The sequence below is a fragment of the Actinoalloteichus caeruleus DSM 43889 genome (genome assembly GCF_000429185.2).
GTDB classification, from domain to species: domain Bacteria; phylum Actinomycetota; class Actinomycetes; order Mycobacteriales; family Pseudonocardiaceae; genus Actinoalloteichus_B; species Actinoalloteichus_B caeruleus.
Window position 1 is genome coordinate 5,869,449 of record NZ_AUBJ02000001.1, and the last position, 23,185, is coordinate 5,892,633.

Consider the following 23,185-nt stretch of genomic DNA (forward strand, 5'->3'; position numbering starts at 1 on the left):
GTCAGGCCTTAAGGTTGCCCGGTGACTTTCACCTTGCTCCCCGCCGTGGACGTGGTGGACGGCCAGGCCGTCCGGCTCGTGCGCGGTGAGGCCGGTACCGAGACCTCGTACGGTTCCCCCCTCGACGCCGCGCTCGCCTGGCAGCGCGACGGAGCCGAGTGGGTGCACCTGGTGGATCTGGACGCCGCCTTCGGACGGGGTGAGAACCGCGAGCTCCTCGCGGACCTCGTGGGGCGCCTCGACATCGACGTGGAACTGTCCGGCGGGATCCGGGACGACGCCTCGCTGCGCGCCGCCCTGGCCACCGGCTGCCGACGGGTGAACCTCGGAACGGCTGCGCTGGAGAACCCCGACTGGTGCGCCCGCGCCATCGCCGAGCACGGCGACCGCATCGCCGTCGGCCTCGACGTGCGCATCACCGAACGCGGGCACCGGGTGGCCGCCCGGGGCTGGACCAGCGACGGCGGCGACCTGTGGGAGGCGCTGGAACGCCTCGACCGGGACGGCTGCGCCCGCTACGTCGTCACCGACGTGGGCCGGGACGGGACCCTCACCGGCCCCAACCTGGACCTGCTCCGCGCCGTCTGCGAACGGACGCCGGCGCCGGTCGTCGCCTCCGGTGGCGTGGCCAGCATCGAGGACCTGACCGCCCTGGCCGGCCTCGCCGACCTCGGTGTGGAGGGCGCGATCATGGGCAAGGCGCTCTACTCCGGCGCGTTCACCCTCCCGGCGGCGCTGGCCGCGGTCCGGGACACCGCCGTCCGAGGCTGACCCGCTCTGGTGGCGGCGCCTGACCGGGCCCGGTCAGGCGTGCAGCAGCCAGGCCAGCAGGAACGCGCCACTGTTGCTGGCCAGGTGTCCGAGGACCGGCGCCAGCAGGCCGCCCCCGAGCCGCCGCACGCCGCACAGCACCAGACCGAGGACGAAGGTGGCCAGCACCGCGGTGAGGCTGGTCAACAGGGTGGAACCGCCGAAGAGCGCGCCCACCGCGTCGTTGCCCTCGCTCAGGCCGAGCGAGGGCAGGACGTGCCACAGGCCGAAGCACGCCGAGGCCAGGGCGGCCGCCGGCCACCAGCCGCGGCCCTCGGGCCGGAACAACGCGGGCAGGACCCCCCGGAACGCCACCTCCTCCAGGAGGACGGTCCCGACCGGGATGCGGACCAGCACCGCCCACAGCATCGCCCCGGTGCCGACCTCGGCCGCGCGTTCGTCGGCGAAGGCCTGCCGGAGTTCGGGAACGACCAGCGCGATCGCGAACGCGAGCAGCACCACCGCCACGGCGGCGGCGCCGACGAGGAGCCCGCGCCGGTCCAGATCGGACCCGATGCCCAGCGTCCGCCAGCTCAGGCCGCAGCGGCGGGCCACGACGACGGCGAGCACGGCGACCACCCCGTTCCAGAACGGGTAGGCGGTCGCGGGCAGAATCGTGTTGGTCATCACCACCGAGCAGGCCAACATGACCAGCACGAGGAACAGGCCGCGGCGGCGGGACCACCGAGCCGTCCCCGGATCGGAACCGACCTGCGCCATCGTCATGCCATCCTGCCGGAGAACCTGGGGAGAGGGTAGCGATGGTCGGGCCGGACGGGGTGGGGCAGGCTCCGGGCGCGGGGGACGAATCCCAGTTCACCGCGTCCGGCCAGCGGGACCGCTACGTCGACCTCCTGCGAGCTCTCAGCCTGCTGGTGGTGGTGTTGTGGCACTGGGCGTTCACCATCCTGATCTGGACTCCCGACGGCCCCGTCGCCACCAGCCCGCTCGGTTTCACCTCGGGGCTGTGGATCTTCACCTGGCTGCTCCAGGTGATGCCGGTGTTCTTCTACATCGGCGGCTACGTGCACATGATGTCCTGGCGGCGGGCGAAGGCGCGGGGCTCGGGACTCGGTGGCTTCGTCTGGCACCGGATCAGGCAACTCGCCGTCCCGGGTGCCGCGCTGATGCTCACGTGGATCGTGCTGGGACTGGTCCTCGGCGCGCTGTTCGACATCCAGTGGATCGGCCAGGCGGTGCTGATGGTCATCAGCCCGCTGTGGTTCCTCGCCGTCTACCTCATGCTGATCGCCCTGCTCCCCGTGGCGCTCTGGTTGCACCGCCGCTTCGACGTGCTCGCCCTCGTCTGGTTGGGCGGCCTGGCCATGTGCGTGGACGTCCTCCGGTTCCGCTACGGGCTGGAGGAGCTGGGCTGGCTGAACATGGTGCTGGTGTGGGGACTGGCCCACCAGGCCGGCTTCTTCTACCGGCGCCTCGTCCTCGCCTCCCGCCGACTGGACCTGTCCTTGTTGTGGGCCGGGCTGTTCGCCCTGGTGGGGCTCGTGTTCTCCGGGCTCTACCCGGGGTCGATGGTGGGCGTCCCCGGCGACCGGCTCTCGAACATGGCGCCGCCGACCTTCGTCATCGTGGCCCTGCTCGTCTTCCAGATGGGTGTGGTGGAGACCCTCCGCCCCCGGATGGAGGGAGTGCTCGAGGGCGTGCGCTGGCGACGGTTCAACGACGTCATCAACCGGTTCGCGTTGCCGCTGTTCCTCTTCCACACGACCGGGATGGCCCTGTGGCTGGTGGTGTCGTGGGGGGTGTTCGGCGTCACGGTGCCGGAGGCGATCGTGCCAGACGCCGGGTGGTGGGTCCGCCGCCCGCTGGCCCTGGTGGGCCCGCTGTTGTTCACCCTCCCGGTGATCGCGCTGTTCGGGAAGTTCTGGATGCGGCATCGCACCGAACGGCGCCCCGCCGTGATCCCACCCCGCCCCCCGGGACCCGGGTAGGACGTGGCGCCGGAGCCCCGGACGGGCGACGTCCTGGCCGGCCCGGCCACCTGGGGGCCGGGACGGGGCGGCGCCCTCGGCCAGGTGGTGGCCGGCCCGGCCGGCGGGGGAGGACGCGGGCCCTGCCCGCCCGAACCGGAGCGCGGTGACCGGCGGTCGACGGACGTGGAGGGGGCAGCCTCTACCCTGGGCGCATGTCAGTCGCCGTACGCGTGATCCCCTGCCTGGACGTGGACCGGGGACGGGTCGTGAAGGGGGTCAACTTCACCGACCTCGTGGACGCCGGTGACCCGGTGGAGCTCGCGGCCGCCTACGACGCCGAAGGCGCGGACGAACTCACCTTCCTCGACGTCACGGCCTCCTCCTCCGAGCGGGAGACCACCTTCGACGTGGTGCGCCGGACCGCCGAGCAGGTGTTCATCCCCCTGACGGTCGGCGGCGGGGTGCGCAGCGTCGAGGACGTCAACCGGCTGCTGCGTGCCGGTGCCGACAAGGTGAGCCTGAACACCGCCGCCGTCGCCCGCCCCGAGCTCCTGCGGGAGGCCTCCCACCGGTTCGGCGCCCAGTGCGTCGTGTTGTCGGTGGACGCCCGACGGGTCCCGGCCGGGCAGCCACCCACCCCGTCGGGGTTCGAGGTGACCACCCACGGGGGCCGCCGGGGCACCGGCGTGGACGCGGTGGAGTGGGCGGCCACCGGCGAACGACTCGGAGTGGGGGAGATCCTGTTGAACTCGATGGACGCCGACGGCACGAAACGGGGCTTCGACCTCGAACTGATCGAGGCGGTCCGCCGGGAGGTCTCGGTCCCCCTGATCGCCAGTGGCGGCGCGGGGACCCCGGAGCACTTCGCCCCGGCGGTGCGGGCCGGTGCGGACGCGGTCCTCGCCGCCAGCGTCTTCCACTTCGGCGAGCTGCGCATCGGCCAGGTCAAAGACGCGCTGCGCGAAGGCGCGGTGACGGTGCGATGACCCGGGCGGAACGCTCGACCGAGGCTGGTCCGCCACTGGAGGTGCGGGTGGCCATCGGCGTCCTCTCCGGTGGGGGCCTGTTGTTCCTGGTGCTGGGCCTGGTGCGCCTGGTGACCGAGGGCGGCTCCGACGTGATGTTGCTGCCCACCATGATCACCATGCTGGTGCTGGCCGCCTCGGTGAGCATCTACGCCGGCCGCCCGTCGCTGCGCGCCCTGGGACTGGCGGGGGCGACATTGGCCGGGCTCCTCTACCTGCTGCTGGCGATGAGCGACGGACCCTGGTGGCTGACCGTGGTCGGTCTGCTGCTGGCCGCCAGCGCCTTCTACACGCTGGTCCTGCTCAACACGGGGCCCGCCCGCCGGTACGGCGGACTGGCCTGATCCCGGGGGCCGCCCCGACCGGGGCGCCGCCGGCCACGCCGCCCCTCCAGGGCGGCGAACACCGAGAACGTGGAGGTCGTCGATGAGTTCGGCGCGGCTGGATCCCACCATCGCCGACCGGCTCAAGCGCAACGAGGCGGGTCTCGTCTGCGCGGTCGCGCAGCGCCGGGAGGACGGCGCCGTGCTGATGGTGGCGTGGATGGACGACGAGGCCCTCCGACGCACCCTCGCCACCCGGCGCGCCACCTACTTCTCCCGGAGCCGGGGGGAGTACTGGGTCAAGGGGGAGACCTCCGGGCACACCCAGTACGTGCACGAGGTGCGGTTGGACTGCGACGGCGACACCGTGCTGCTCACCGTCGACCAGACGGGCGCCGCCTGCCACACCGGCAGCGCCACCTGCTTCGACGACGGGCTCCTGCTCGCCGCCGAGACGGGCTGAGCGCCTCGCGGGCAGGGCGTTCGCCGAGCCCAAGCCCGGTTTGGGTGACGGCCCGGTCCGGCGGCACAATGGCCGGCATGGCTGGCGTGCACGGTGGCGGTACTGGTTCGGTGAGCCCGACCAGGGAGGAGTTCCGGCAGCTCGCGGTCCAACGGCGGGTGATCCCGGTGGTGCGCAAGCTCCTCGCTGACGGGGAGACGCCCGTCGGCGTCTACCGGAAACTCGCCAGGAACCGGCCCGGGACCTTCCTGTTCGAGTCGGCCGAGAACGGCAAGTCCTGGTCGCGCTGGTCCTTCGTCGGTGTGCGCAGCCCCGCCGCGTTGACGGTGGTCGACGGCCAGGCCACCTGGACCGGGAGCCCACCGGTCGGGTTGCCCAGTGGGGGTGATCCGATGGCGGTGCTGCGGGAGGCGGTGGAGCTGCTGCGTACCGATCCGCTGCCAGGCCTGCCGCCGCTGACCGGCGGCATGGTCGGCTACGTCGGCTACGACGCGGTGCGCCGGCTGGAACGGCTGCCCGAACTGACCGAGAACGACCTCCAGGTGCCCGAGCTGATGATGCTGCTGGCCACCGACCTCGCCGCGCTGGACCACCACGAGGGCACCGTGACCCTCATCGCCAACGCGGTCAACTGGGACGACAGCCCGGAGAACGTCGACGCCGCCTACGCCGACTCCGTCCGCCGCCTCGACGAGATGACCCGGCTGCTGTGCACCCCGGCCGAGCCGACGGTCTCGGCGTTCGGCCGCCCCCGCCCGAGTTTCACGCGCCGCCGGTCCCGTGAGGAGCACTTCGCGGCGGTGGAGACCGCGAAGGAGGCGATCCGGGCCGGCGAGGCGTTCCAGGTCGTGGTGTCCCAGCGGTTCGAGGTGGAGACCGACGTCGACGCCCTCGACGTCTACCGGGTGCTGCGCACCACCAACCCCAGCCCGTACATGTACCTGCTGCGGCTGTCCGCGCCCGACGAGGACGGTGTGGAGCGCCCGTTCAGCGTCGTCGGCTCCAGCCCCGAGTCGCTGGTCACGGTGCGGGACGGCCACGCGACGACCCACCCGATCGCCGGCACCCGGTGGCGGGGCGCCGACCCGGACGAGGACGCGCTGTTGGAGAAGGACCTGCTCTCCGACGAGAAGGAACGCTCCGAACACGTGATGCTCGTCGACCTCGGCCGCAACGACCTCGGCCGGGTGTGCCGCCCGGGCAGCGTGCACGTCGTCGACTTCTTCCGCATCGAGCGCTACAGCCACGTCATGCACATCGTCTCCACCGTGCGCGGTGAACTCGCCGAGGGCCGCACCGCCTTCGACGCCGTCGCCGCCTGCTTCCCCGCCGGGACCCTGTCCGGCGCTCCGAAGCCCAGGGCGATGGAACTCATCGAGGAGCTGGAGCCGACGCGCCGGGGGCTGTACGGCGGAGTGGTGGGCTACCTGGACTTCGCCGGCGACGCCGACACCGCCATCGCCATCCGCACCGCGCTGATCCGGGAGGGCGTGGCCTACGTGCAGGCCGGGGGCGGTATCGTCGCCGACTCCGACCCGGAGGCCGAGGACAACGAGTGCCTGAACAAGGCCGGTGCCGTCCTCTCCGCGATCGCCACGGCCGAGACCCTGGCCGAACCGGGACCCGTGGGTGGCGAGGGCACGGACGGCGGTGCCGAGACGACGACGAGGGCGGCGGCGGATGTCGCGGGCGTCTGAACCCGGCGGTTCGGGAACGGGGCCCGCCCAGGCGGAGGCTCCCGCGAGCAAGGACGCCGCCCGCCGGCGCGGCGGTCGGCTGTGGCCGCTGGTGGCCGGCCTCGTGTCGGCCGCGCTCCTGCTGTGGGGCGCCAACCAGCTCAGCTGGGGTTTCGTCGCGGACTGGCGGCCGGGGCAGGCCAGGCTGCCCGGGGACATCCCGGGTTCCGCGGCCGTCGGTGGACTGGCCGCGGTCGCGCTGCTGTCCCTGGCCGCCGTGGCGGCCGTGCTCGGCACCCGGGGCTGGCTGCGCCGAGGGGTGGGCGTCGTGCTGGCCCTCGCCGGGATCTGGGTCCTCTGGTCGGTGAGTTCCTTCGATCCGGGCGCGGCTGTCGGTGTGGTCGGCGACACTGGTCACGTCCCGGTGGACCCGATGTCCGTCGCCGACCCCGGCGACGGGGGCCCGCCGTGGGGCAGGGTGCTCGGCGGCGCGGGCGGCGTCGTCCTGGTGCTCAGCGGGCTGTCGCTGGTCCTGCGTTCCGGCGCGCTGCCCGTGCTGGGCGGGCGCTACCGCACGCCCGCCGACCGGCGCTCGGCGGCGCCGTCCGACCGCCAACTCTGGGAGGCGATGGACAGTGGTGACGATCCGACCACCGCACGCGACCAGCACGACGCGGCGCGCGAGTGATGGTCCACCCAGTGCGGGGGGTCGCCCGCGAGCGGAGTTAGCATCCTCGACAACCAGCGGCGCGCGAGGGGAGTGGGCGTGATCGAGCGCACGAACGGGCACGGCGACGAGGTGATCTCGTGAGCGTCCTGGAGTCCATCCTCGACGGGGTGCGGGCCGACCTGGCGGAACGCGAGTCCGCGGTCCCCTTCGAGGAGATCAAGAGGCGGTCCCTGGAGGTCGCGCCTCCCAAGGACGTCAAGTCCGCGATGCTGGCCCCGGGTGTGGGGGTCATCGCCGAGGTCAAGCGGCGCAGCCCCTCCAAGGGTGAGCTCGCCGAGATCGCCGACCCGGCGGAGCTGGCCAGCTCCTACGCGGCGGCGGGGGCCAGGGCGATCAGCGTCCTGACCGAGCGGCGACGTTTCGGCGGATCGCTGGAGGACTTCGACGCCGTCCGGGCGGCGGTGGACGTCCCTCTGCTGCGGAAGGACTTCATCGTCAGCACCTACCAGGTGCACGAGGCCAGGGCGCACGGCGCGGACATCGTGCTGCTGATCGTCGCCGCCCTGGACCAGAACACCCTGTCCGCGTTGCTGGACCGGGTCGAGTCGTTGGGCATGATGGCGTTGGTGGAGGTGCACACCGCCGAGGAGGCGGACCGCGCGCTGGAGGCCGGGGCCAGCCTGGTGGGCATCAACGCGCGCGACCTGCACACCCTGGAGGTCAACCGCGAGGTGTTCGGGCGGATCGCGCCGGGCATGCCGGCCGACGTGCTCAAGGTCGCCGAGTCCGGGGTGCGGGGCCCCAGCGACCTGATGGCCTACGCGGGCGCGGGCGCGGACGCCGTGCTCGTGGGTGAGGGCCTGGTCGTCAGCGGTGACCCGAGGGCGGCGGTCACCCAGCTGGTGACGGCCGGTTCCCATCCGGCGTGCCCCCGCCCCAGCCGCTGATGGCGGGCGCGCACCAGGGAGCAGGAGACGGACGGACGGTGGGTGACGTGAGCGGAGACGACGGAGCGGCGCGGACCACGGACGCGGCCCCTCCCGCGAGCACCCTCCCCAGCGGGCACGACCCCGACGAGCGCGGGCGCTTCGGCCCCTACGGCGGCCGGTTCGTCCCCGAGGCCCTGGTCGCGGCCCTCGACGAGCTGCATGCGGAGTACGAGAAGGCCCGGGTCGACCCGGCCTTCGTCGACGAGTTGCGCCGACTGCTCCGTGACTACACGGGGCGGCCGTCGCCGCTCACCGACGCGCCCCGGTTCGGTGAGCACGCCGGTGGGGCCCGGGTCCTCCTCAAGCGGGAGGACCTCAACCACACCGGCTCCCACAAGATCAACAACGTGTTGGGGCAGGCCCTGCTCACCCGGCGGATGGGCAAGACCCGGGTGATCGCCGAGACCGGCGCCGGGCAACACGGCGTGGCCACCGCCACCGCCTGCGCCCTGTTCGGTCTGGACTGCACGGTGTACATGGGCGAGGTCGACACCCGGCGGCAGGCGCTCAACGTCGCCAGGATGCGCCTGCTCGGGGCGGAGGTCATCCCCGTGCGGACGGGGTCGGCCACCCTCAAGGATGCCATCAACGAGGCGATGCGGGACTGGGTCACCAACGTCGCCGACACCCACTACCTGCTGGGTACCGTCGCCGGACCCCACCCCTTCCCCGTGATGGTGCGTGACTTCCACCGGGTGATCGGACTGGAGGCGCGGGCGCAGGTCCTGGACCGGGTCGGTCGGCTGCCGGACGCCGTCGCCGCCTGCGTGGGGGGCGGTTCCAACGCCATCGGCGCGTTCCACGCGTTCCTCGACGACCCGGGCGTGCGATTGGTGGGCCTGGAACCCGGTGGGGAGGGCCTGGAGACCGGGCGGCACGGCGCCACCCTGACCGCCGGTTCGCCCGGCGCGCTGCACGGCGCCATGTCCTACCTCCTCCAGGACGAGGACGGCCAGACCCAGGAGACGCACAGCATCTCCGCCGGTCTCGACTACCCCGGTGTCGGGCCGGAACATTCCTGGTTGAAGGACACCGGGCGGGCCGAGTACCGGCCCGTGACCGACGCGGAGGCGATGGACGCCTTCCAGCTGCTGTGCCGCACCGAGGGCATCATCCCGGCGATCGAGTCCGCGCACGCCCTGGCCGGGGCGTTGACCCTCGGCCGTGAGCTCGGCGAGGACGCCGTGGTCCTGGTCAACCTCTCCGGTCGGGGCGACAAGGACGTGGACACCGCGGCCCGGTGGTTCGGGCTGCTTCCCGGAGAGGACGCCTGATGGGGCGGTTGGATTCCCTGTTCGCCTCCTGCCGGGCCGAGCGGCGGGCCGCTCTCGTGGGCTACCTGCCCGCCGGTTACCCGACCGTGGCGGACTCCGCCGCCCTGCTGGGCGAGATGGTCGCGGGTGGCTGTGACCTGGTCGAGATCGGTGTGCCGTACTCGGACCCGGTGATGGACGGGCCGACCATCCAGTCCGCGGCCGACACCGCGCTGCGGGCCGGGTTCCGGCTGCGGGACGTGTTCTCGCTCGTCGAGTCGGTCGCCACCGCCGGTGGTCGCGCCGTGGTCATGACCTACTGGAACCCGGTGCACCGCTACGGCGTGGACGCCTTCGCCCGCGACCTCGCGGCCGCCGGGGGGCTCGGCGTGATCACCCCCGATCTGATCCCGGACGAGGCGGAGCCGTGGCTGTCGGCCTCCGACGCCCACGACCTCGACCGGATCTTCCTGGTGTCGCCGTCCTCCACCGAACAGCGGATCGCCATGACGACGAAGGCGAGCCGGGGTTTCGTGTACGCGACCGCCGTCATGGGGGTGACCGGGGCCAGGGACCAGGTGGGTTCCGACGCTCCCGGTCTCGTCCGCCGCACCCGGCAGCACACCGACCTGCCGGTCGGCGTGGGGCTGGGTGTCCGGTCGGGGGCGCAGGCGGCCGAGATCGCCGGTTTCGCCGACGCGGTGATCGTGGGCTCGGCCTTCGTGGCGCGCGCCGGCGGTGACCAGGAGCGGGCCCGGTCGGAGGTCCGGTCGCTGGCCGAGGAGCTCGCCGCCGGGGTCCGGGGCCAGGTCAGCTGACCGGCCGGCTGCCCGGCGGCCCGTTACGGGAGGACCGCGCCCACCGGCCGGGGACGAGCCCCGCCCCTCCGCTGACCGGGGGCGTCGGCCGCCCGACCAGCCTGGTGCCGCCACCCGCCGGGGCGGACCCGCGCGCCCGCCGGCGGCGGCGACATCGGTGGAGCCCGTTCGGGGGCGGCCTCGCCCGACCCGTCGCGGGCCGCTGGCGGCGGCCCGCCATCACCCGAACGGCGGCACCCGAGGTGCTCCCGAGGGATCTTGCGCGGCCACCCCGACCACCGCGCGTCCGGACCGCCCGCTGCCAGCGCGATCGCGACCACACCGCCGGACGCCGGGGACACGTGGACGGTTAGTGTGGTCCGGTGAGCACTACGGCAACCGTGTTCCTGGCGAACATCCCGAGCCCGGACCAGGGTGTGTGGCACCTCGGCCCGATATCGCTCCGCGCCTATGCGCTGTGCATCCTCGCCGGCATCCTCATCGCACTGTGGTGGGGCGACCGGCGGCTCGTCGCCCGGGGCGCGGAGAAGGGCACCGTGCTCGACATCGCGGTGTGGGCCGTCCCGTTCGGGCTGATCGGCGGCCGCCTCTACCACGTGATCACCGACTACCACCAGTACTTCGGCCCCGGCCGCAACCCGCTCGACGCGCTGGCGATCTGGAACGGGGGCCTGGGCATCTGGGGAGCGATCGCCCTCGGCGGGGTCGGGGCGTGGATCGCCTGCCGGCGGCGGGGGATACCGCTGCCGGTGGTCGCGGACGCCATCGCCCCGGGCATCATCGTGGCGCAGGCCGTCGGACGCGTCGGCAACTGGTTCAACCAGGAGCTCTACGGTGGACCGACCGACCTGCCGTGGGGGCTGGAGATCTACCAGCGGGTGAACCCGGCGACCGGGCTGAACGACCCGCTGAACGGAGTGGCCATCGACCACACCCCGATCGCGGTCGTCCACCCCACGTTCCTCTACGAGCTGCTGTGGAACGTGCTCGTCGCCCTCGTGATCGTCTGGGCCGACCGCCGGTTCCGCCTCGGCCACGGCCGGGTGTTCGCCCTCTACGTCGCCGGTTACACGCTGGGCCGGTTCTGGATCGAGCTGATGCGGACCGACCAGGCAACCGAGATCCTCGGGGTGCGGGTCAACGTCTACGTCGCGGCGCTGGTCTTCCTCGGTGCCCTGGTCTACCTGCTCGTCGCCCCCAAGGGACGGGAGGACCCGTCGGTGTTGGCCGTCACCCGGACCGACGATGACGGGGACGTCCCGGCCGGAGCCGGGGACGCCCCGGCGGACGGGGACACCGCGGCCACTCCTCGCACCCCGGCCCGCCCCGCCGGTACCGAACCCCGCCAACCCCGTCGCCCGGCCGGCGGAACGGACCGCTCGGACGGAGACGGGACCAGCTGAGAAGCGGCGCCGTGCCGTCGGAGCCTTACGATCCCCAGTCATGCGAATCCTCCTCGTCGAGGACGACGACCGGGTCGCGGGCGGGTTGACCGTGGCGTTGCGCCACGCCGGCTACGAGGTGAACCGGGTCGGTACGGCCGCCGCGGCGCTCGCCGCGCCGGAGTCCGACGTCGTGCTGCTCGACCTCGGACTGCCCGACGGTGACGGGATCGACGTGCTGCGCCGACTCCGGGAGCGGCCCGGCGTCGCGGTCATCGCGGTGACCGCGCGCGGCGAGGAACGCGACCGGGTTCGGGGCCTGCGGACCGGCGCGGACGACTACGTGGTCAAACCCTTCGGGACGGCGGAGCTGCTCGCGCGCATCGAGGCGGTGCTGCGGCGGACCCGCGCCGCGCGGGCGCACTCCGCGCCCGCCGCGCCGCTGCGCGCCGGCGATCTCGTCCTCGACCCGGCGACCCGGGTGGCCAGCACCCCCACCGGCCCGCTGCCGCTCACCCGCAAGGAGTTCGACCTGCTCGCCCTCCTGGTGGCGCAGGCGGGAGCCGTCGTGAGCCGGGTGCACATCCTCGACCAGGTGTGGCAGGCGGCCTGGGAGACGTCCTCCCGGACCCTGGACACCCACATCGCCTCGTTGCGGGCGAAGCTCGGGGACGCCGCGCGCATCGACACCGTCCGGGGGATCGGGTACCGGCTCTCACCCGGCGGGCGGGCCGACTAGTGCTGCGCCGGTTGCTGGCCGTCCTGGTCCCGCTGCTGGTCGTGCTGATGGCCGCTCTCGGGGTGCCCCTGGGCGCGGTGGTGGCCCAACGGGTGACCCAGGAGGTGTACCTGGACCGCCTCAGCGATGTCGGCCGGTTCGCCTCGCTCGCCGAGAGCGCCCTGTCCTCCGGCCGGATCGAGGCCCTGCGGGACGAGATCGCCCGCTACGACGACCTGTACGGCATCCCCGTGGCGGTCCTCGCACCCGGCGGTGAGGTGCTGCTCTCGTCCAGGGACGCGTGGCCGGCGGCCGACGAGATCGACGGGGACGACCTGTCGGGGCAGCTGCGGCAGGCGTTCGCCGGGTACCGACCGGAGCCACCCGCCCTCCTCTGGCCGTGGCAGGCGCGACCCCTGCACGTCGTGGAACCGGTCGGCCGGGACAGCGAGGTGGTCGCCGTGGTGGCGATGGCCTCCCCGACGGGCGGGTTGCGGGCGGAGATCGGCTGGCAGTGGCTGCTGCTCGGGCTGGTCGGGCTGGTTCCCCTCGGGGGGCTGGTCCTGGCGGCCTGGCCCATCTCCCGCTGGGTGCTGCGACCGGTGCGCCAGCTCGACGAGGCCACGGCGGCCGTCGCGCGGGGACGCCTGGACACCCGCGCCGACGAGGTGACCGGCCCGCCCGAACTGCGGCGGTTGGCCGCGTCGTTCAACACGATGGTCGGCGTGGTGGGGACCGCGTTGGAACGGCAGCGGGCCTTCGTCTCCGACGCCTCCCACCAGATGCGCAACCCCCTGGCCAGCCTGCGGCTGGCCGTCGAGAACCTGGAACCGCACCTGCGGGACGACGACGCCAGGGAGGCGCAGCGGGTCGCCGTCGACGAGGCGGCCGCCCTCGGGCGCCTGCTGGACGCGATGTTGGCCGCGACCCGGCTCGACAGCGCCACCGACGCCGAGCCGGTGGCCCTCGACGACCTCTTCGCGACCCATGAGCCCGGGTGGCGGGTGCAGGCGAGGCAGGCTGGCATCCGCCTGGAGGTCGACCCGGGGCGGGGCCTCGGTGCCCTGGAGCCTCCCGGCGGGTTGGGCGGTGTCCTCGACGAACTCGTGGGCAACGCGGTTCGGCTCTCGGGCGCGAGTTGGGTGACGGTTCGGGCCCGCCGGGTGCGGGAGCCGACCGAGCTGGCCGACCTCAGCTCGGAGGAGGTGGCCACTCCGGCCTCCGGCACGGAATGGGTGCGGCTGGAGGTCACCGACGACGGGACGGGTCTCGACGAGGCCGAACGGACGGCCGCCCTGAACCGCTTCTGGCGTTCCCCCCGGCACCAGAACGTCGCCGGGACCGGGCTGGGCCTGGCGATCTGCCACGAGCTGGTCACGGCGGCGGGGGGAAGGTTCGAGCTGCGCCCCGCCGGCGAGCACGGGCTGGCGGCGGTGGTCACGCTGCGCGCGCCCGCCGGGTCCGTCGAAGGGGAGGTGGCTGGCGGGACGCCCTGACGTCGCCGGCCGGAGCGCGTGGGGGACCCGGCCCGCGTCGCCGGGCGCGGGCCGAGCCGTCGGGGTCGCCCAGGATGTTCGGGCGCCGGGACGGTGCCGAATGTGCGCGAACCACGGGGCCAGGCACCGGCCGCGTCGGACGGTACCCACCCGCCCCCGCTGCGACGACCCGGGTGGGGCTCGCCGGCGACCGGGGTCGAGGAACGGCGGGGCTGGTGTGCCGACCCACCGGGCCCGGGCGGGCAGGGGCGTCGGCCGGCGACGTCCCCGCACCCCGGGGCCGCTGGCGGGGGCGCGCTCGTCCTTCCCACCGTCCACGCCGCCGCGCGGGAAGGCCTGATGCCGTGACCGTGCCCGTCCAGGGCCGCCCCGACGTCGTCGTGCTCGGCTGGGCGGCGGACCACCCGGGAGTCGTGGGACCGGGGGTCAGCGAGTGGACGGCACCCGTCGAACCCCGGCCGGCGCGTCTCCGGCCGAGCGGGCGGTCGAACTCCCTCCCGCGCCTGCCGGGAGGGGGCCTCGGGGCTCCCGCCGGTGCTGGCTCCCGCTGGGCGCCTGCCGGCGTCGACGGCCACCACTCGGGCGCACCGACCGGCAGCCCGCCGGCCGCCCTCACCGCTTGGCGTCCTCGAACCAGTCCCGCGCCCCCGGGTGCAGGGGCACGGGACCGGTGGCGATCCCGGTGCGCACGTTGATCCGCGCCGCCTCGGGGCGGTTGGCCGCGATCCGGCCCGACTCGGTGAACACCACCTCGGTGACCAGGGTGGCCACCTGGTCCGCGACGTCGTTCCTGACCAGGAGCACGTTCGGTACGGCCACCGTCGGACAGGGCGGCACCCGGTGGTAGGTGGTGGCGGGGACCGTCGCCGGGATGTAGGCGCCACGGTGGGCGTCGGCCATCCGGTCGGCCTCCTCGTCCAGGGGCACCAGGCGGAAGGGGGCGACCCCGGCGAGGGTGGTGAGAGCCGGGGTGGGGATGCCGGTGAGGGTGAAGGCGGCGTCGATCTCCCCACCCGCGAGGGAGGCGGCGGACATCGCCTGGGGGAGTGGGAGCTTCTCCACCTCGACCCCCGTGAGGTCGAGCAGTCGGGTCACGATGAACTCGGTGCCGGAACCGGACGCCCCGATCGAGACCCGCAGGCCCGCCAGATCGGACAGGTTCCGCACCGGCGACCCGTTCAGCACCGCCAGCTGGAGGAAGCTGTCGTAGAGCCGGCCGATCGCCGAGACCGAGTCCGCGGGGCGGCCTTCGGCTCCCACCACCGCGTCCAGGCTGCACAACGCGAGCTGCGCGTCGTCGGAGGACAACAGCGAGAGGTTGTCCACGCTCGCGCTGCTCGGCAACGCCTCCACATCGGTGTCCGGCATCCGCTGGTCCAACGCCTCCACCAGCGCCCCGCCGATCTCCCGGAACACGGCACCTTCCGGTCCGGTCGCCAGGACCAGCCGGGGAGGGAACCCACGGCCGCCGGCGGAGCACCCAGGGAGGCCCAGGGCCAACGCCGTTCCGCCGACCGCGCCGAGGCGGAGCAGGGAACGACGGGACAGCGACGGCGCCGCGGAGCGAGGCTGGTTCCTGGGCACCACGGCAGGTTAACCCGTTCGGCGGGGCACACGGTGCCGGCGAACACGCTCAGGCACGCACGACGACCACTCCGTGGGCGAGCGACACCAGGAGCGACCACTCCATCACCTGGTGTGCGCGTTATGTCAAGCGAATCTGAAGTTTCGTGTGCGTTTCTTGCCTGGTGTTACCCCTGTGCTCAGGATCACTCCTTGTCCCGGACGACAGATCAAGGAGGATTCGTGTCTGCCGACGACAGGAAGAGGAAAGAGGGGGCATCGCCTGACGACGCGATGTCGTCGGCAGTGGATACCGCCGTGGCGGGCACTGCGGCGAACGCCCCCACCAAGCCGAAGAAGAAGCGCATCTACCACCACCTCTACTTCTGGGTGCTGATCGCGATCGCCCTCGGCGTCGGAGTCGGGATCGCCTTCCCCGCGCAGGCGTCCGAGATGAAGTGGCTCGCCGACCTCTTCATCAAGCTGGTCAAGGTCGTCATCGCGCCCACCATCTTCTGCACGGTGGTCGTCGGGATCGCCAGCCTCGGCAACCTCGCCAAGGCGGGCGGCCTGGCGCTGAAGACGGTGCTGTACTTCAACATCACCACCGTGTTCGCCCTGGGCATCGGCCTGGTGACCATCAACCTGCTGAGGCCGGGCGCCGGGCTCGACATGGAACTCGACGAGTCGGCCGCCCAGAGCACCCTCGACGCCGCCGCGGCGACCGAGGCGGAGGGCTTCACCTCCTTCCTCCTCAGCATGGTGCCGGACTCGTTCTTCTCCGCGTTCGTCGACGGCCAGCTCATCCAGGTCCTGGTCCTGGCCATCCTCGTCGCGGTCGCGCTGTCCATGCTGGGTACCCGCGCCGAGCCGGTGATCCGCGCGCTCGACACCACCTCGCGGGTGTTCTTCGGCATCATCAAGATCGTGATGTGGGCCGCCCCCATCGGCGCCTTCGGTGGCATGGCCTTCACCATCGGCCGCTACGGCGAGCAGATCCTGGGCAGCCTGGCCTACTTCATGCTCAGCTTCTACCTGACGTGCGTCCTGTTCGTCTTCCTCGTGCTCGGCACGGTCTGCCGCCTGGCCGGCTTCAGCCTCCTCAAGTACATCCGCCTGATCAAGGACGAGCTGCTGATCGTGCTCGGCACCTCCTCCAGCGAGTCGGTGCTGCCCAGGATGCTGGTCAAGCTGGAGGCAGCCGGCGCGAAGAAGTCGGTGGTCGGCCTGACCATCCCCACCGGCTACTCCTTCAACCTCGACGGCACCGCCGTCTACATGACCATGGGCGCGATGTTCATCGCCCAGGCCACCGGCAACGAGGTCTCCGTCTGGACGCAGATCGCGATCCTGCTGTTCATGCTCGTCTCCAGCAACGGTGCCGCCGGCGTCAGCGGTGCTGGCCTGATCACCCTGGCCGCCTCCCTCCAGGCCTTCGACGACGTCATCCCGCTGGTCGGCATCGCACTGATCGTGGGCATCGACCGGTTCATGTCCGAGGGGCGCGCGTTGACCAACCTCACCGGCAACGGCATCGGGACCCTCGCCATCGCCCGCTGGCAGGGTGATCTGGACCGCGAGCGACTCGCGAAGGTGCTCGACAACCCCAAGCTCGTGGACATGGACGAGCTGATGAAGCTCGACGCCGAGGGCGGCCATCGGAGCGAGGAGGGCTCCGGGGCGGCCGACCGGAAGGAGCCGGCCTCGACCAGCGCGTCCTCCTGACGCGCCCGCCGTCGCCGACCCGTGCGGAGCCCTGACGGCCACCCCCGGCGGGCGGGCAGAATGGGGGCCGACCAACACGGGTCGGTGACGGCGATGAGGAGCACGAGTGGACAGCGGGCAACTGCGCGGCGTGGTGGCGCTGGACGGGCCATCCGGCACCGGGAAGTCGACGGTGGCCCGTCAACTGGCGGTCGGCTACACCGCCCGCTACCTGGACACGGGGGCCATGTACCGGGCGGCCACCCTGGCCGTCCTGCGGGCTGAGGCCCCCCTGGACGACCCGGCGGCCGTCACCGAGGTCGTGACGGCGGCCGACCTGCGGGTGGGGACCGACCCGAGCCACCCCACGGTGGCCCTCGACGGCGAGGACGTCAGCGCCGAGATCCGTGGCCCGGAGGTCACCGGCGCCGTCTCCGCGGTGTCCGCGGTGCCCACGGTGCGCACGAGGCTGGTGGGACACCAGCGCTCCCTGATCCGCGAGGCGCTGAGCACCGTCGGTGGCGTCGTCGTGGAGGGCAGGGACATCGGTACCGAGGTCGTCCCCGACGCCGGGTTGAAGGTGTTCCTGACCGCGAGCGTCGAGGTCCGGGCCCGCCGTCGGAGCGTCCAGGACAGCGCCGCGGGGCGGCGGGCCACGCTCACCGCCACCCAGGCCGACGTGGAACGGCGGGACACCCTCGACTCCACGCGCGCCGTCGCTCCGCTGCGGGCCGCCCCGGACGCGGTGGAGGTCGACACCTCCGACCTGGACGTCAGCGGGGTGCTCTCCCGGTTGCGGGAACTGGTGGAACAGCGTGAGCTGCTGGCCGACACCGCCACCGGGGGCACGCGGTGAACCGGCGCCCGTGGCAGCGCTGGTCGGCGCTGGGGGACGGTCCGGGAGACGGGGTGCCGGAGGGCGGCTCGGCCGGCTGGTACCGCGCCGGACGGTGGGTGGGCCGCCTCGGTGGCGGAATCGGCTACCGCATCCTCGTCAACGGTGAGGACCGGTTACCCGCCAGCGGGCCGGTCGTGGTCGTGGCCAACCACACGTCCTTCGCCGATGGCCCCCTGTTGTTCGGTCTCCTCGCCCGCCCGTCGGTGTTCCTCGTCAAGGAGTCGATGTTCCGGGGGCCGCTGGGCGCGCTGCTCCGCAGGCTGGGCCAGCTGCCGGTCCGCCGGGGTCAGACCGACCGGGAGGTGCTGCTGACGGCGGTCCGCCGCCTGCGGGCCGGTGGCGTCGTCGGCGTGTTCCCGGAGGGCACGCGGGGCGCGGGAGCGGTGGACAACGCCCACCACGGCGCCGCGTGGCTCGCGCGGTCGAGCGGCGCGGTCGTGCTGCCGGTCGCCCTGCGCGGAACCCGCCGCGAAGCAGGATCCGGGCGTAGGCCGCGGCCGACCGTGCACGTATTGTTCGGACAGCCCCTAACCTTGCCCGACGCTCGTGGGCGCGCGGGGTTGACCGCCGCCACCGAACGGGTACGCGAGGAACTGGCGGGCCTGGTGCGGGAACTCGACCGCCGGCGACCGCGGCCGCGGGCCGGAGCGGGCGAGGGGGGCACCCCGACAGCAGCAGAGGAGAACGAACGTGACCGGCCTGGACGGTAGCTGGACCGACGAGGCCGACTGGGACCTCTCGGCGGAAGCCGGAGACGAGAGCGCTGACCAGGGGTCAGCGCTGCCGCAACCCGTGCTGGCCGTCGTGGGGCGACCCAATGTCGGCAAGTCCACCCTTGTCAACCGCATCCTCGGGCGACGCGAGGCCGTCGTGCAGGACACGCCGGGTGTGACCCGGGACCGCGTCGCCTACGACGCGCTGTGGAACGGCCGCCGCTTCACCGTCGTCGACACCGGCGGGTGGGAACCGGACGCCAGCGGGCTCCAGGCGGCCGTCGCCGCCCAGGCCGAACTGGCCATGAGCACCGCGGACGCCATCCTCCTGGTGGTGGACGCCACCGTCGGGGCGACGGGGACCGACGACGCCGTGGCCAAGGTGCTGCGGCGCTCCAAGCGGCCCGTGCTGGTGGCGGCGAACAAAGTCGACAGCGAGCGGGCGATGGCCGAGGTCGCGGCCCTGTGGGGGCTCGGACTCGGCGAACCGTTCCCGGTCAGCGCCCTGCACGGCCGGGGATCCGGCGACCTGCTCGACGCGATCCTGGAGGCCCTGCCCACCACCCCCCGGGACACCTTCGGAGGGCAGCCCGGCGGCCCCCGGCGGGTGGCCCTCGTCGGCAAGCCCAACGTGGGCAAGTCGAGCCTGCTCAACCGGCTCGCCGGGGAACAGCGGGTGGTCGTCGACTCGGTCGCCGGGACCACGGTCGACCCGGTCGACGAACTGATCGAGATCGAGGGACGCCCCTGGCGTTTCGTCGACACCGCCGGCCTCCGCAAACGGGTCAACACCGCGAGCGGGACCGAGTACTACGCGTCGCTGCGGACCAAGGCCGCCATCGACGCGGCCGAGGTCGTCATCGTCCTGCTCGACGCCAGCGAACCGGTGACCGAGCAGGACCTGCGGGTCATCACGCAGATCGTGGAGGCGGGCCGAGCCCTGGTGCTCGCGTTCAACAAGTGGGACCTCGTCGACGACGACCGGCGCCACCAGCTGGAGCGCGAGCTGGACCGGGGCCTGGTCCGGGTCCCGTGGGCGGAGCGGCTGAACATCTCCGCCAGGACGGGACGCGCCGTCGGCAAGTTCGCCCCCGTGCTGGACCGGGCGCTGGAGTCCTGGGACACCCGGGTGCCCACCGGCCAGCTCAACGCGTGGTTGAACGAGATCATCGCCGCCACTCCGCCACCCGTTCGAGGTGGCCGGCAGCCCAAGGTCCTCTTCGCCACCCAGGCGCAGACGCGGCCGCCGACGATCGTGCTCTTCACGACGGGTTTCCTGGAGGCCGGCTACCGGCGGTTCCTGGAACGCAAGCTCCGGGAGACCTTCGGGTTCTCCGGAAGCCCCGTTCGGCTGTCGGTTCGGGTGCGGGAGCGCAAGCAGCGCAACAAGGGCTGAGGAGAGGAGTGGCCCGATGGCGTCGGAACCCGGCTCGGCGCTGCGCGCGTTCGCGGAGTGGACCATCCGCGGGTCCCGGCACGACGAGGCCGCTGGCAGGAGGATCGCCGTGTTCTGGCGGTGGAGCACCGCCCTGGTGTCCTGGCTGGCGGCGGCCTTCGCCGTACTGCTCGGGCTGTGGGGCCTGCTCTCGCTGATCTCCCCCAACCTGCCGGTCGCCGACGTCTTCGCCTTCGCCGGTGTGGTCGCGCTGGCCGTCCTGCTGGTGCTGGTCCTGGGGGCCAAGAACCGGGTCGAGGTGCGGGAGCGGGGCCTGCTGGTGGTGAACTCGCTGGTCCGGTACTGGATACCGTGGTCCGAGGTCCGGGCCGTCGACGCGGCGGATGACGTCGCGGTGCGGCTGCGCGACGGCAGCGTGGTCAAACCGACGATCACGGCCTACTCGATGGCCAGCAGCCTGAGCGGCCGACGCCTCCAGAACGCGGTCGCCGAGGCCGCCGAACAGGCCAGGAAGGCGGCCAGAGGCCGTCCCGAGCGGCCGCTCACCCGAACCGTGGACGTGCCGTGGCGGAGTGCGCTGTTCCTCGCGGTGGTGCTCTTCGCCGCGGCCACGACCAGCGTGCTGCTCGCCCCCTGACCGCCCGCCGGGCCGGCGGAGCGCGAGCTCCCTGCCCGAGGGCACCGGAAGCGTGACCTCCGGCCGGGAGCCCTCCCCACGTGGTTCCGGCCCACCGGCCGGCCCGTCGCCGGTTCAGCCCGCGGCCCGAGGCGCGGCGGGTGGGCGCCAGTCGGGTACGGCGGCCGGACCTCGAACCACCAGGCATGGACGGATGCGCCGCGCCGCCGACCGTGCCGGAGGTGGATCAGTACCAGTCCGTGCAGGTCGGCACCTGGCGGGAGAACGCGCAGGCCCGCGCCTCGTCCAGCCCCCACCGGTTGGGCACCATGCCCGTCCACTCGGTCACCCCCGACGTCGCGATGGTGGCCCCGTGCCGCCGCTCCTGGGTGTTCTCCACGCTGATCACGTCTCCGTTGGTCGACCGGGAGACCCGCGTCCACGAGGCGTGGCAGCGGGGGCTGTACCGGTGTTCGAGATACCCGCCGCCGGCGAGGTCCCGCCACCCGTTCTTCGGGGTGTAGGCATCGGAGGCGCACCGGGTGACCAGCGGGTCCTGCCCGAGGCAGTCCTCCTCGGAGCATGCGGGAGCGGACATCCCGAGGGCACCGGGCGGCGGGTCCACGACGTTGGCCTGGGCGGTGGGGGTGAGCAGGACGGCGACCACGGCGACGGCGATCACGAGTGCCTGGCGGCGGATGCGGAATCGCATGTGGATCCTCCCGACGAGCGGTCCCCACGCGACCACGCGGGGAAGCGGAGCGACTCGATGCGTGTTCCGCCAGCCGGCGCCCAGCGGCGGGCGCGGTGATCCGCCGGCGCGGAGCGTGGACTGGCCGAACCTCGTCACGGATGCGACCGGCGGCTGGGGGAGGACAGCACGAGGTCGGCGCGCCGTTGACCGCTCCCACGGTAGACGGGAGCGGGCTCCCCGACTATCCACCGTTCGGTGTCGTCCCCGCGCTGGGTCGGCGGAACGACGCACTCCGAGGCGCTGGTCAGCGTGACGGGCTCGGTCACCGAGGCCACCAGCGGTCCGCCCGGACCAGGAGGCGGGTGCCGCCCCCGACGGCCGTCCCGCCCCCGTGCTGGGCGAGCGTTCCCCTCGGCAGTCGGGACCCCGCCGCCCCCAACCCCCACCGAACCCGCCAGCGCACCCCGCCGCCCGCGGGCTCCGGCCGACGGCGCTCAGGCCGTCAGGATCGCCTCCCGCACCAGGGCCAGGTCCTCCAGGTTCGCCAGCACGCGCACGGCCCCCGCGTCCCGCAGGTCGGCGACCGAGTAGACGCCGGTCGCCACCCCGACCACCCTGGCTCCGCCCCGCAGCCCCGCGAGCACGTCGTGCGGGGTGTCACCGACCAGCACCGAGGTCTCCTCGGTGGCGGTGCGACCCGTGACCGCCCGGTGGCGGCGGCGGGCGATCCCCACCAGCTCCGCCCGGTCGTGCGCGTCGTCGCCGTAGGCACCGCTGGCCAGGTCCAGGAGGCCGTCGAGGCCGAAGGCACGCAGTTTCACCTCGGCGACCTCCAGGGTGTTGCCGGTCAGCACGCTCTGGTGGACGCGGGGGTCGGCCGCCAACGACCGCAGGGCCGCCTCCGCCCCTGGCAGCGCCCAGCCGAGTGCCGCGAGTTCCCCCTCCCCCTCCCGGTAGGCGGCGGTGCGCGCGGCGGACAGCCGGGCGACCAGGTCCTCGGTGGGCTCCAGCCCGTGCAGGGCGAGGGTGTCGTGGATGATGTCCAACTCGGTGCGACCGTGCACGTCGGCCAGGGCGCGCAGCGGCCGTCCCACCACCCGCGGGAAGATCCGCTCGTACACCAGCCGGCCGAAGCCCCGGTTCTCGATCAGCGTGTGGTCGATGTCCCACAGGACGAGGCGGGTGTCCTCGGCGGTCGTCATGACCACCAGTCTCGCAGGCCGGTCGGGCTCGCGTCGCCACCCGAGTCGCCCCGCACGGAACATCACGGGTGCTCCGGGACGCCCGTCCCGGCAACCCGCGCGCCGTTCCCGGCCGTGCCCGCCCGGGGCGTTGGCCCCGCTCGGGACGAGGTCACCGGCGCGCCGGCGACGATTCCCGGTGCCGGTCCCCGCCGGTCAGCCCCAGTCAGCGCGGCCGGCGAGGCGCTGGCCGCTCCCACCGGAGGTCGAGCCCGCCACCGTCGGGCGGACGGCCCCGCCTCACGGCCCCGCAGGCAGGGGAGCGTCCTCCGGGGGCGCCTGCTCGGGGATCCGACCCCGGCGCACGGTGAGCAGCCGGGTGATCCCACCACCCTCCTCGGTGAAGTCCCGGACGGCCTCGAAGCCCGCGGCGGCCAGCACGACCAGCGATCGGGTGTTCAGGACGTCGACGGTGGCGTGCAGTTCGGGGAGGCGGCGTACCGCGAAGGCCTGCCGCAGCAGCCCGCCGACAAGCTCCCGGCCCAGACCCCGCCCCCAGACCGCACGGGCGAGCGCGTAGATCAGTTCGTGGCCCTCCGCGCGCGAGCAGGGCTTGAGCTCGGCGTGGCCGACGTGCGCACCGTCGAGCCAGACCGCCCAGACGTCGAACCGGCGAGTCGGGTACACGTCGGTGAGGACGCGGTGGAACAGCGCGCGGTCCGCCGCCTCGGTCTGGAGGCCGTCGCCCACGTACCGGACGACCTCCTCGTCCTGGAAGAGCCGGACGAAGCTCTCCTCGTCCTCCCGCACGTAGGGTTTGAGGAGGAGGCGGTCGGTGCGCACCACGTCCGTCATGACCGCCACCG

At 73.4% G+C, this 23,185-nt stretch carries 24 protein-coding genes; 18 read left to right on the plus strand and 6 right to left on the minus strand.

The genetic code is table 11. The features are described 5' to 3' along the window. The first annotated feature begins 21 nt into the window (after window positions 1-21). Window positions 22-771: a bifunctional 1-(5-phosphoribosyl)-5-((5-phosphoribosylamino)methylideneamino)imidazole-4-carboxamide isomerase/phosphoribosylanthranilate isomerase PriA gene (priA, locus tag G443_RS24040; protein ID WP_026420057.1), complete on the plus strand. Its 750-nt coding sequence runs from the start codon at window positions 22-24 to the stop codon at window positions 769-771. Window positions 772-804: 33 nt separating this feature from the next. On the opposite strand, the gene G443_RS24045 is transcribed toward priA, so the two are convergent. Beyond that, window positions 805-1,536 (minus strand): CPBP family intramembrane glutamic endopeptidase, encoded by a 732-nt coding sequence (locus G443_RS24045; RefSeq protein ID WP_026420058.1) that lies wholly within the window; start codon window positions 1,534-1,536, stop codon window positions 805-807. 35 nt (window positions 1,537-1,571) lie between these two features. On the opposite strand from G443_RS24045, the gene G443_RS24050 reads away from it, so the two are divergent. From G443_RS24050 to G443_RS24105, 12 genes are all read left to right on the plus strand, one after another. Further along, entirely contained in the window at window positions 1,572-2,759 is a 1,188-nt protein-coding gene (locus tag G443_RS24050; protein WP_026420059.1) for an acyltransferase family protein, read from the plus strand. A 194-nt stretch (window positions 2,760-2,953) separates the two neighbouring features. Further along, window positions 2,954-3,727: an imidazole glycerol phosphate synthase subunit HisF gene (hisF, locus tag G443_RS24055; protein WP_026420060.1), complete on the plus strand. Its 774-nt coding sequence runs from the start codon at window positions 2,954-2,956 to the stop codon at window positions 3,725-3,727. After that, window positions 3,724-4,110: a hypothetical protein gene (locus G443_RS24060; RefSeq protein WP_026420061.1), complete on the plus strand. Its 387-nt coding sequence runs from the start codon at window positions 3,724-3,726 to the stop codon at window positions 4,108-4,110. The genes hisF and G443_RS24060 overlap by 4 nt, the downstream gene beginning before the upstream one ends. 82 nt (window positions 4,111-4,192) lie before the next feature. Further along, window positions 4,193-4,552, plus strand: coding sequence for a phosphoribosyl-AMP cyclohydrolase (gene hisI / locus G443_RS24065; protein WP_026420062.1), 360 nt, complete (start codon window positions 4,193-4,195; stop codon window positions 4,550-4,552). Between the two features lie 68 nt (window positions 4,553-4,620). After that, entirely contained in the window at window positions 4,621-6,249 is a 1,629-nt protein-coding gene (locus tag G443_RS24070; RefSeq protein WP_026420063.1) for an anthranilate synthase component I, read from the plus strand. Continuing rightward, window positions 6,233-6,916, plus strand: coding sequence for a Trp biosynthesis-associated membrane protein (locus tag G443_RS24075; RefSeq protein WP_026420064.1), 684 nt, complete (start codon window positions 6,233-6,235; stop codon window positions 6,914-6,916). The genes G443_RS24070 and G443_RS24075 overlap by 17 nt, the downstream gene beginning before the upstream one ends. Window positions 6,917-7,035: 119 nt before the next feature. After that, entirely contained in the window at window positions 7,036-7,845 is an 810-nt protein-coding gene (gene trpC, locus G443_RS24080; protein WP_026420065.1) for an indole-3-glycerol phosphate synthase TrpC, read from the plus strand. A gap of 38 nt (window positions 7,846-7,883) precedes the next feature. Further along, the gene (gene trpB / locus G443_RS24085) at window positions 7,884-9,161 is read left to right on the plus strand and encodes a tryptophan synthase subunit beta (protein ID WP_245588910.1); all 1,278 of its coding nucleotides are present in this window, start codon (window positions 7,884-7,886) and stop codon (window positions 9,159-9,161) included. After that, window positions 9,161-9,958: a tryptophan synthase subunit alpha gene (gene trpA / locus G443_RS24090; protein ID WP_026420067.1), complete on the plus strand. Its 798-nt coding sequence runs from the start codon at window positions 9,161-9,163 to the stop codon at window positions 9,956-9,958. Before trpB ends, trpA begins: the two co-directional genes overlap by 1 nt. Window positions 9,959-10,320: 362 nt before the next feature. After that, window positions 10,321-11,361 (plus strand): prolipoprotein diacylglyceryl transferase, encoded by a 1,041-nt coding sequence (lgt, locus tag G443_RS24095; protein WP_245588911.1) that lies wholly within the window; start codon window positions 10,321-10,323, stop codon window positions 11,359-11,361. Between the two features lie 40 nt (window positions 11,362-11,401). After that, the gene (locus G443_RS24100; RefSeq protein ID WP_016699564.1) at window positions 11,402-12,079 is read left to right on the plus strand and encodes a response regulator transcription factor; all 678 of its coding nucleotides are present in this window, start codon (window positions 11,402-11,404) and stop codon (window positions 12,077-12,079) included. 11 nt (window positions 12,080-12,090) lie between these two features. Beyond that, window positions 12,091-13,554: a HAMP domain-containing sensor histidine kinase gene (locus G443_RS24105; RefSeq protein WP_245533548.1), complete on the plus strand. Its 1,464-nt coding sequence runs from the start codon at window positions 12,091-12,093 to the stop codon at window positions 13,552-13,554. A 612-nt stretch (window positions 13,555-14,166) separates the two neighbouring features. On the opposite strand, the gene G443_RS24110 is transcribed toward G443_RS24105, so the two are convergent. Beyond that, a complete protein-coding gene (locus G443_RS24110) occupies window positions 14,167-15,138 on the minus strand; it encodes a TAXI family TRAP transporter solute-binding subunit (RefSeq protein ID WP_245533504.1) in 972 nt (323 codons plus the stop codon). A gap of 297 nt (window positions 15,139-15,435) precedes the next feature. On the opposite strand from G443_RS24110, the gene dctA reads away from it, so the two are divergent. From dctA to G443_RS24135, 5 genes are all read left to right on the plus strand, one after another. Further along, window positions 15,436-16,842 (plus strand): C4-dicarboxylate transporter DctA, encoded by a 1,407-nt coding sequence (dctA, locus tag G443_RS24115; RefSeq protein ID WP_035292750.1) that lies wholly within the window; start codon window positions 15,436-15,438, stop codon window positions 16,840-16,842. A gap of 106 nt (window positions 16,843-16,948) precedes the next feature. Beyond that, window positions 16,949-17,677: a (d)CMP kinase gene (gene cmk / locus G443_RS24120; protein WP_026420068.1), complete on the plus strand. Its 729-nt coding sequence runs from the start codon at window positions 16,949-16,951 to the stop codon at window positions 17,675-17,677. Further along, window positions 17,674-18,429: a lysophospholipid acyltransferase family protein gene (locus G443_RS24125; protein WP_245588912.1), complete on the plus strand. Its 756-nt coding sequence runs from the start codon at window positions 17,674-17,676 to the stop codon at window positions 18,427-18,429. Before cmk ends, G443_RS24125 begins: the two co-directional genes overlap by 4 nt. Beyond that, window positions 18,410-19,828 (plus strand): ribosome biogenesis GTPase Der, encoded by a 1,419-nt coding sequence (gene der / locus G443_RS24130; RefSeq protein ID WP_026420069.1) that lies wholly within the window; start codon window positions 18,410-18,412, stop codon window positions 19,826-19,828. Before G443_RS24125 ends, der begins: the two co-directional genes overlap by 20 nt. Window positions 19,829-19,844: 16 nt before the next feature. Further along, window positions 19,845-20,465 carry a hypothetical protein gene (locus tag G443_RS24135; protein WP_026420070.1) on the plus strand — a complete coding sequence of 207 codons (621 nt, stop codon included), beginning with the start codon at window positions 19,845-19,847 and terminating at the stop codon, window positions 20,463-20,465. A gap of 226 nt (window positions 20,466-20,691) precedes the next feature. Here G443_RS24135 and G443_RS24140 read toward each other — a convergent pair whose 3' ends face one another. The 4 genes from G443_RS24140 to G443_RS24155 form a co-directional block, all read right to left on the minus strand. Then, entirely contained in the window at window positions 20,692-21,156 is a 465-nt protein-coding gene (locus G443_RS24140) for a DUF2690 domain-containing protein (RefSeq protein ID WP_026420071.1), read from the minus strand. A gap of 134 nt (window positions 21,157-21,290) precedes the next feature. Next, window positions 21,291-21,464, minus strand: a complete 174-nt coding sequence (locus G443_RS24145) for a hypothetical protein (RefSeq protein ID WP_155886229.1) — start codon at window positions 21,462-21,464, stop codon at window positions 21,291-21,293. 168 nt (window positions 21,465-21,632) lie between these two features. Further along, window positions 21,633-22,340, minus strand: coding sequence for an HAD family hydrolase (locus G443_RS24150; protein ID WP_026420073.1), 708 nt, complete (start codon window positions 22,338-22,340; stop codon window positions 21,633-21,635). Window positions 22,341-22,619: 279 nt separating this feature from the next. After that, the gene (locus G443_RS24155; protein WP_026420074.1) at window positions 22,620-23,174 is read right to left on the minus strand and encodes a GNAT family N-acetyltransferase; all 555 of its coding nucleotides are present in this window, start codon (window positions 23,172-23,174) and stop codon (window positions 22,620-22,622) included. Window positions 23,175-23,185 lie beyond the last annotated feature (11 nt).

Excerpts from the sequence above, each read along its gene's own strand:
- G443_RS24070 (WP_026420063.1), top strand. The coding sequence starts at position 4,621 with ATGGCCGGCATGGCTGGCGTGCACGGTGGCGGTACTGGTTCGGTGAGC.
- G443_RS24050 (WP_026420059.1), top strand. The coding sequence starts at position 1,572 with ATGGTCGGGCCGGACGGGGTGGGGCAGGCTCCGGGCGCGGGGGACGAA.
- G443_RS24150 (WP_026420073.1), bottom strand. The coding sequence starts at position 22,340 with ATGACGACCGCCGAGGACACCCGCCTCGTCCTGTGGGACATCGACCAC.
- G443_RS24155 (WP_026420074.1), bottom strand. The coding sequence starts at position 23,174 with ATGACGGACGTGGTGCGCACCGACCGCCTCCTCCTCAAACCCTACGTG.
- G443_RS24135 (WP_026420070.1), top strand. The coding sequence starts at position 19,845 with ATGGCGTCGGAACCCGGCTCGGCGCTGCGCGCGTTCGCGGAGTGGACC.
- G443_RS24100 (WP_016699564.1), top strand. The coding sequence starts at position 11,402 with ATGCGAATCCTCCTCGTCGAGGACGACGACCGGGTCGCGGGCGGGTTG.
- trpA (WP_026420067.1), top strand. The coding sequence starts at position 9,161 with ATGGGGCGGTTGGATTCCCTGTTCGCCTCCTGCCGGGCCGAGCGGCGG.
- hisF (WP_026420060.1), top strand. The coding sequence starts at position 2,954 with ATGTCAGTCGCCGTACGCGTGATCCCCTGCCTGGACGTGGACCGGGGA.
- G443_RS24045 (WP_026420058.1), bottom strand. The coding sequence starts at position 1,536 with ATGACGATGGCGCAGGTCGGTTCCGATCCGGGGACGGCTCGGTGGTCC.
- hisI (WP_026420062.1), top strand. The coding sequence starts at position 4,193 with ATGAGTTCGGCGCGGCTGGATCCCACCATCGCCGACCGGCTCAAGCGC.
- G443_RS24140 (WP_026420071.1), bottom strand. The coding sequence starts at position 21,156 with ATGCGATTCCGCATCCGCCGCCAGGCACTCGTGATCGCCGTCGCCGTG.
- G443_RS24075 (WP_026420064.1), top strand. The coding sequence starts at position 6,233 with ATGTCGCGGGCGTCTGAACCCGGCGGTTCGGGAACGGGGCCCGCCCAG.
- G443_RS24060 (WP_026420061.1), top strand. The coding sequence starts at position 3,724 with ATGACCCGGGCGGAACGCTCGACCGAGGCTGGTCCGCCACTGGAGGTG.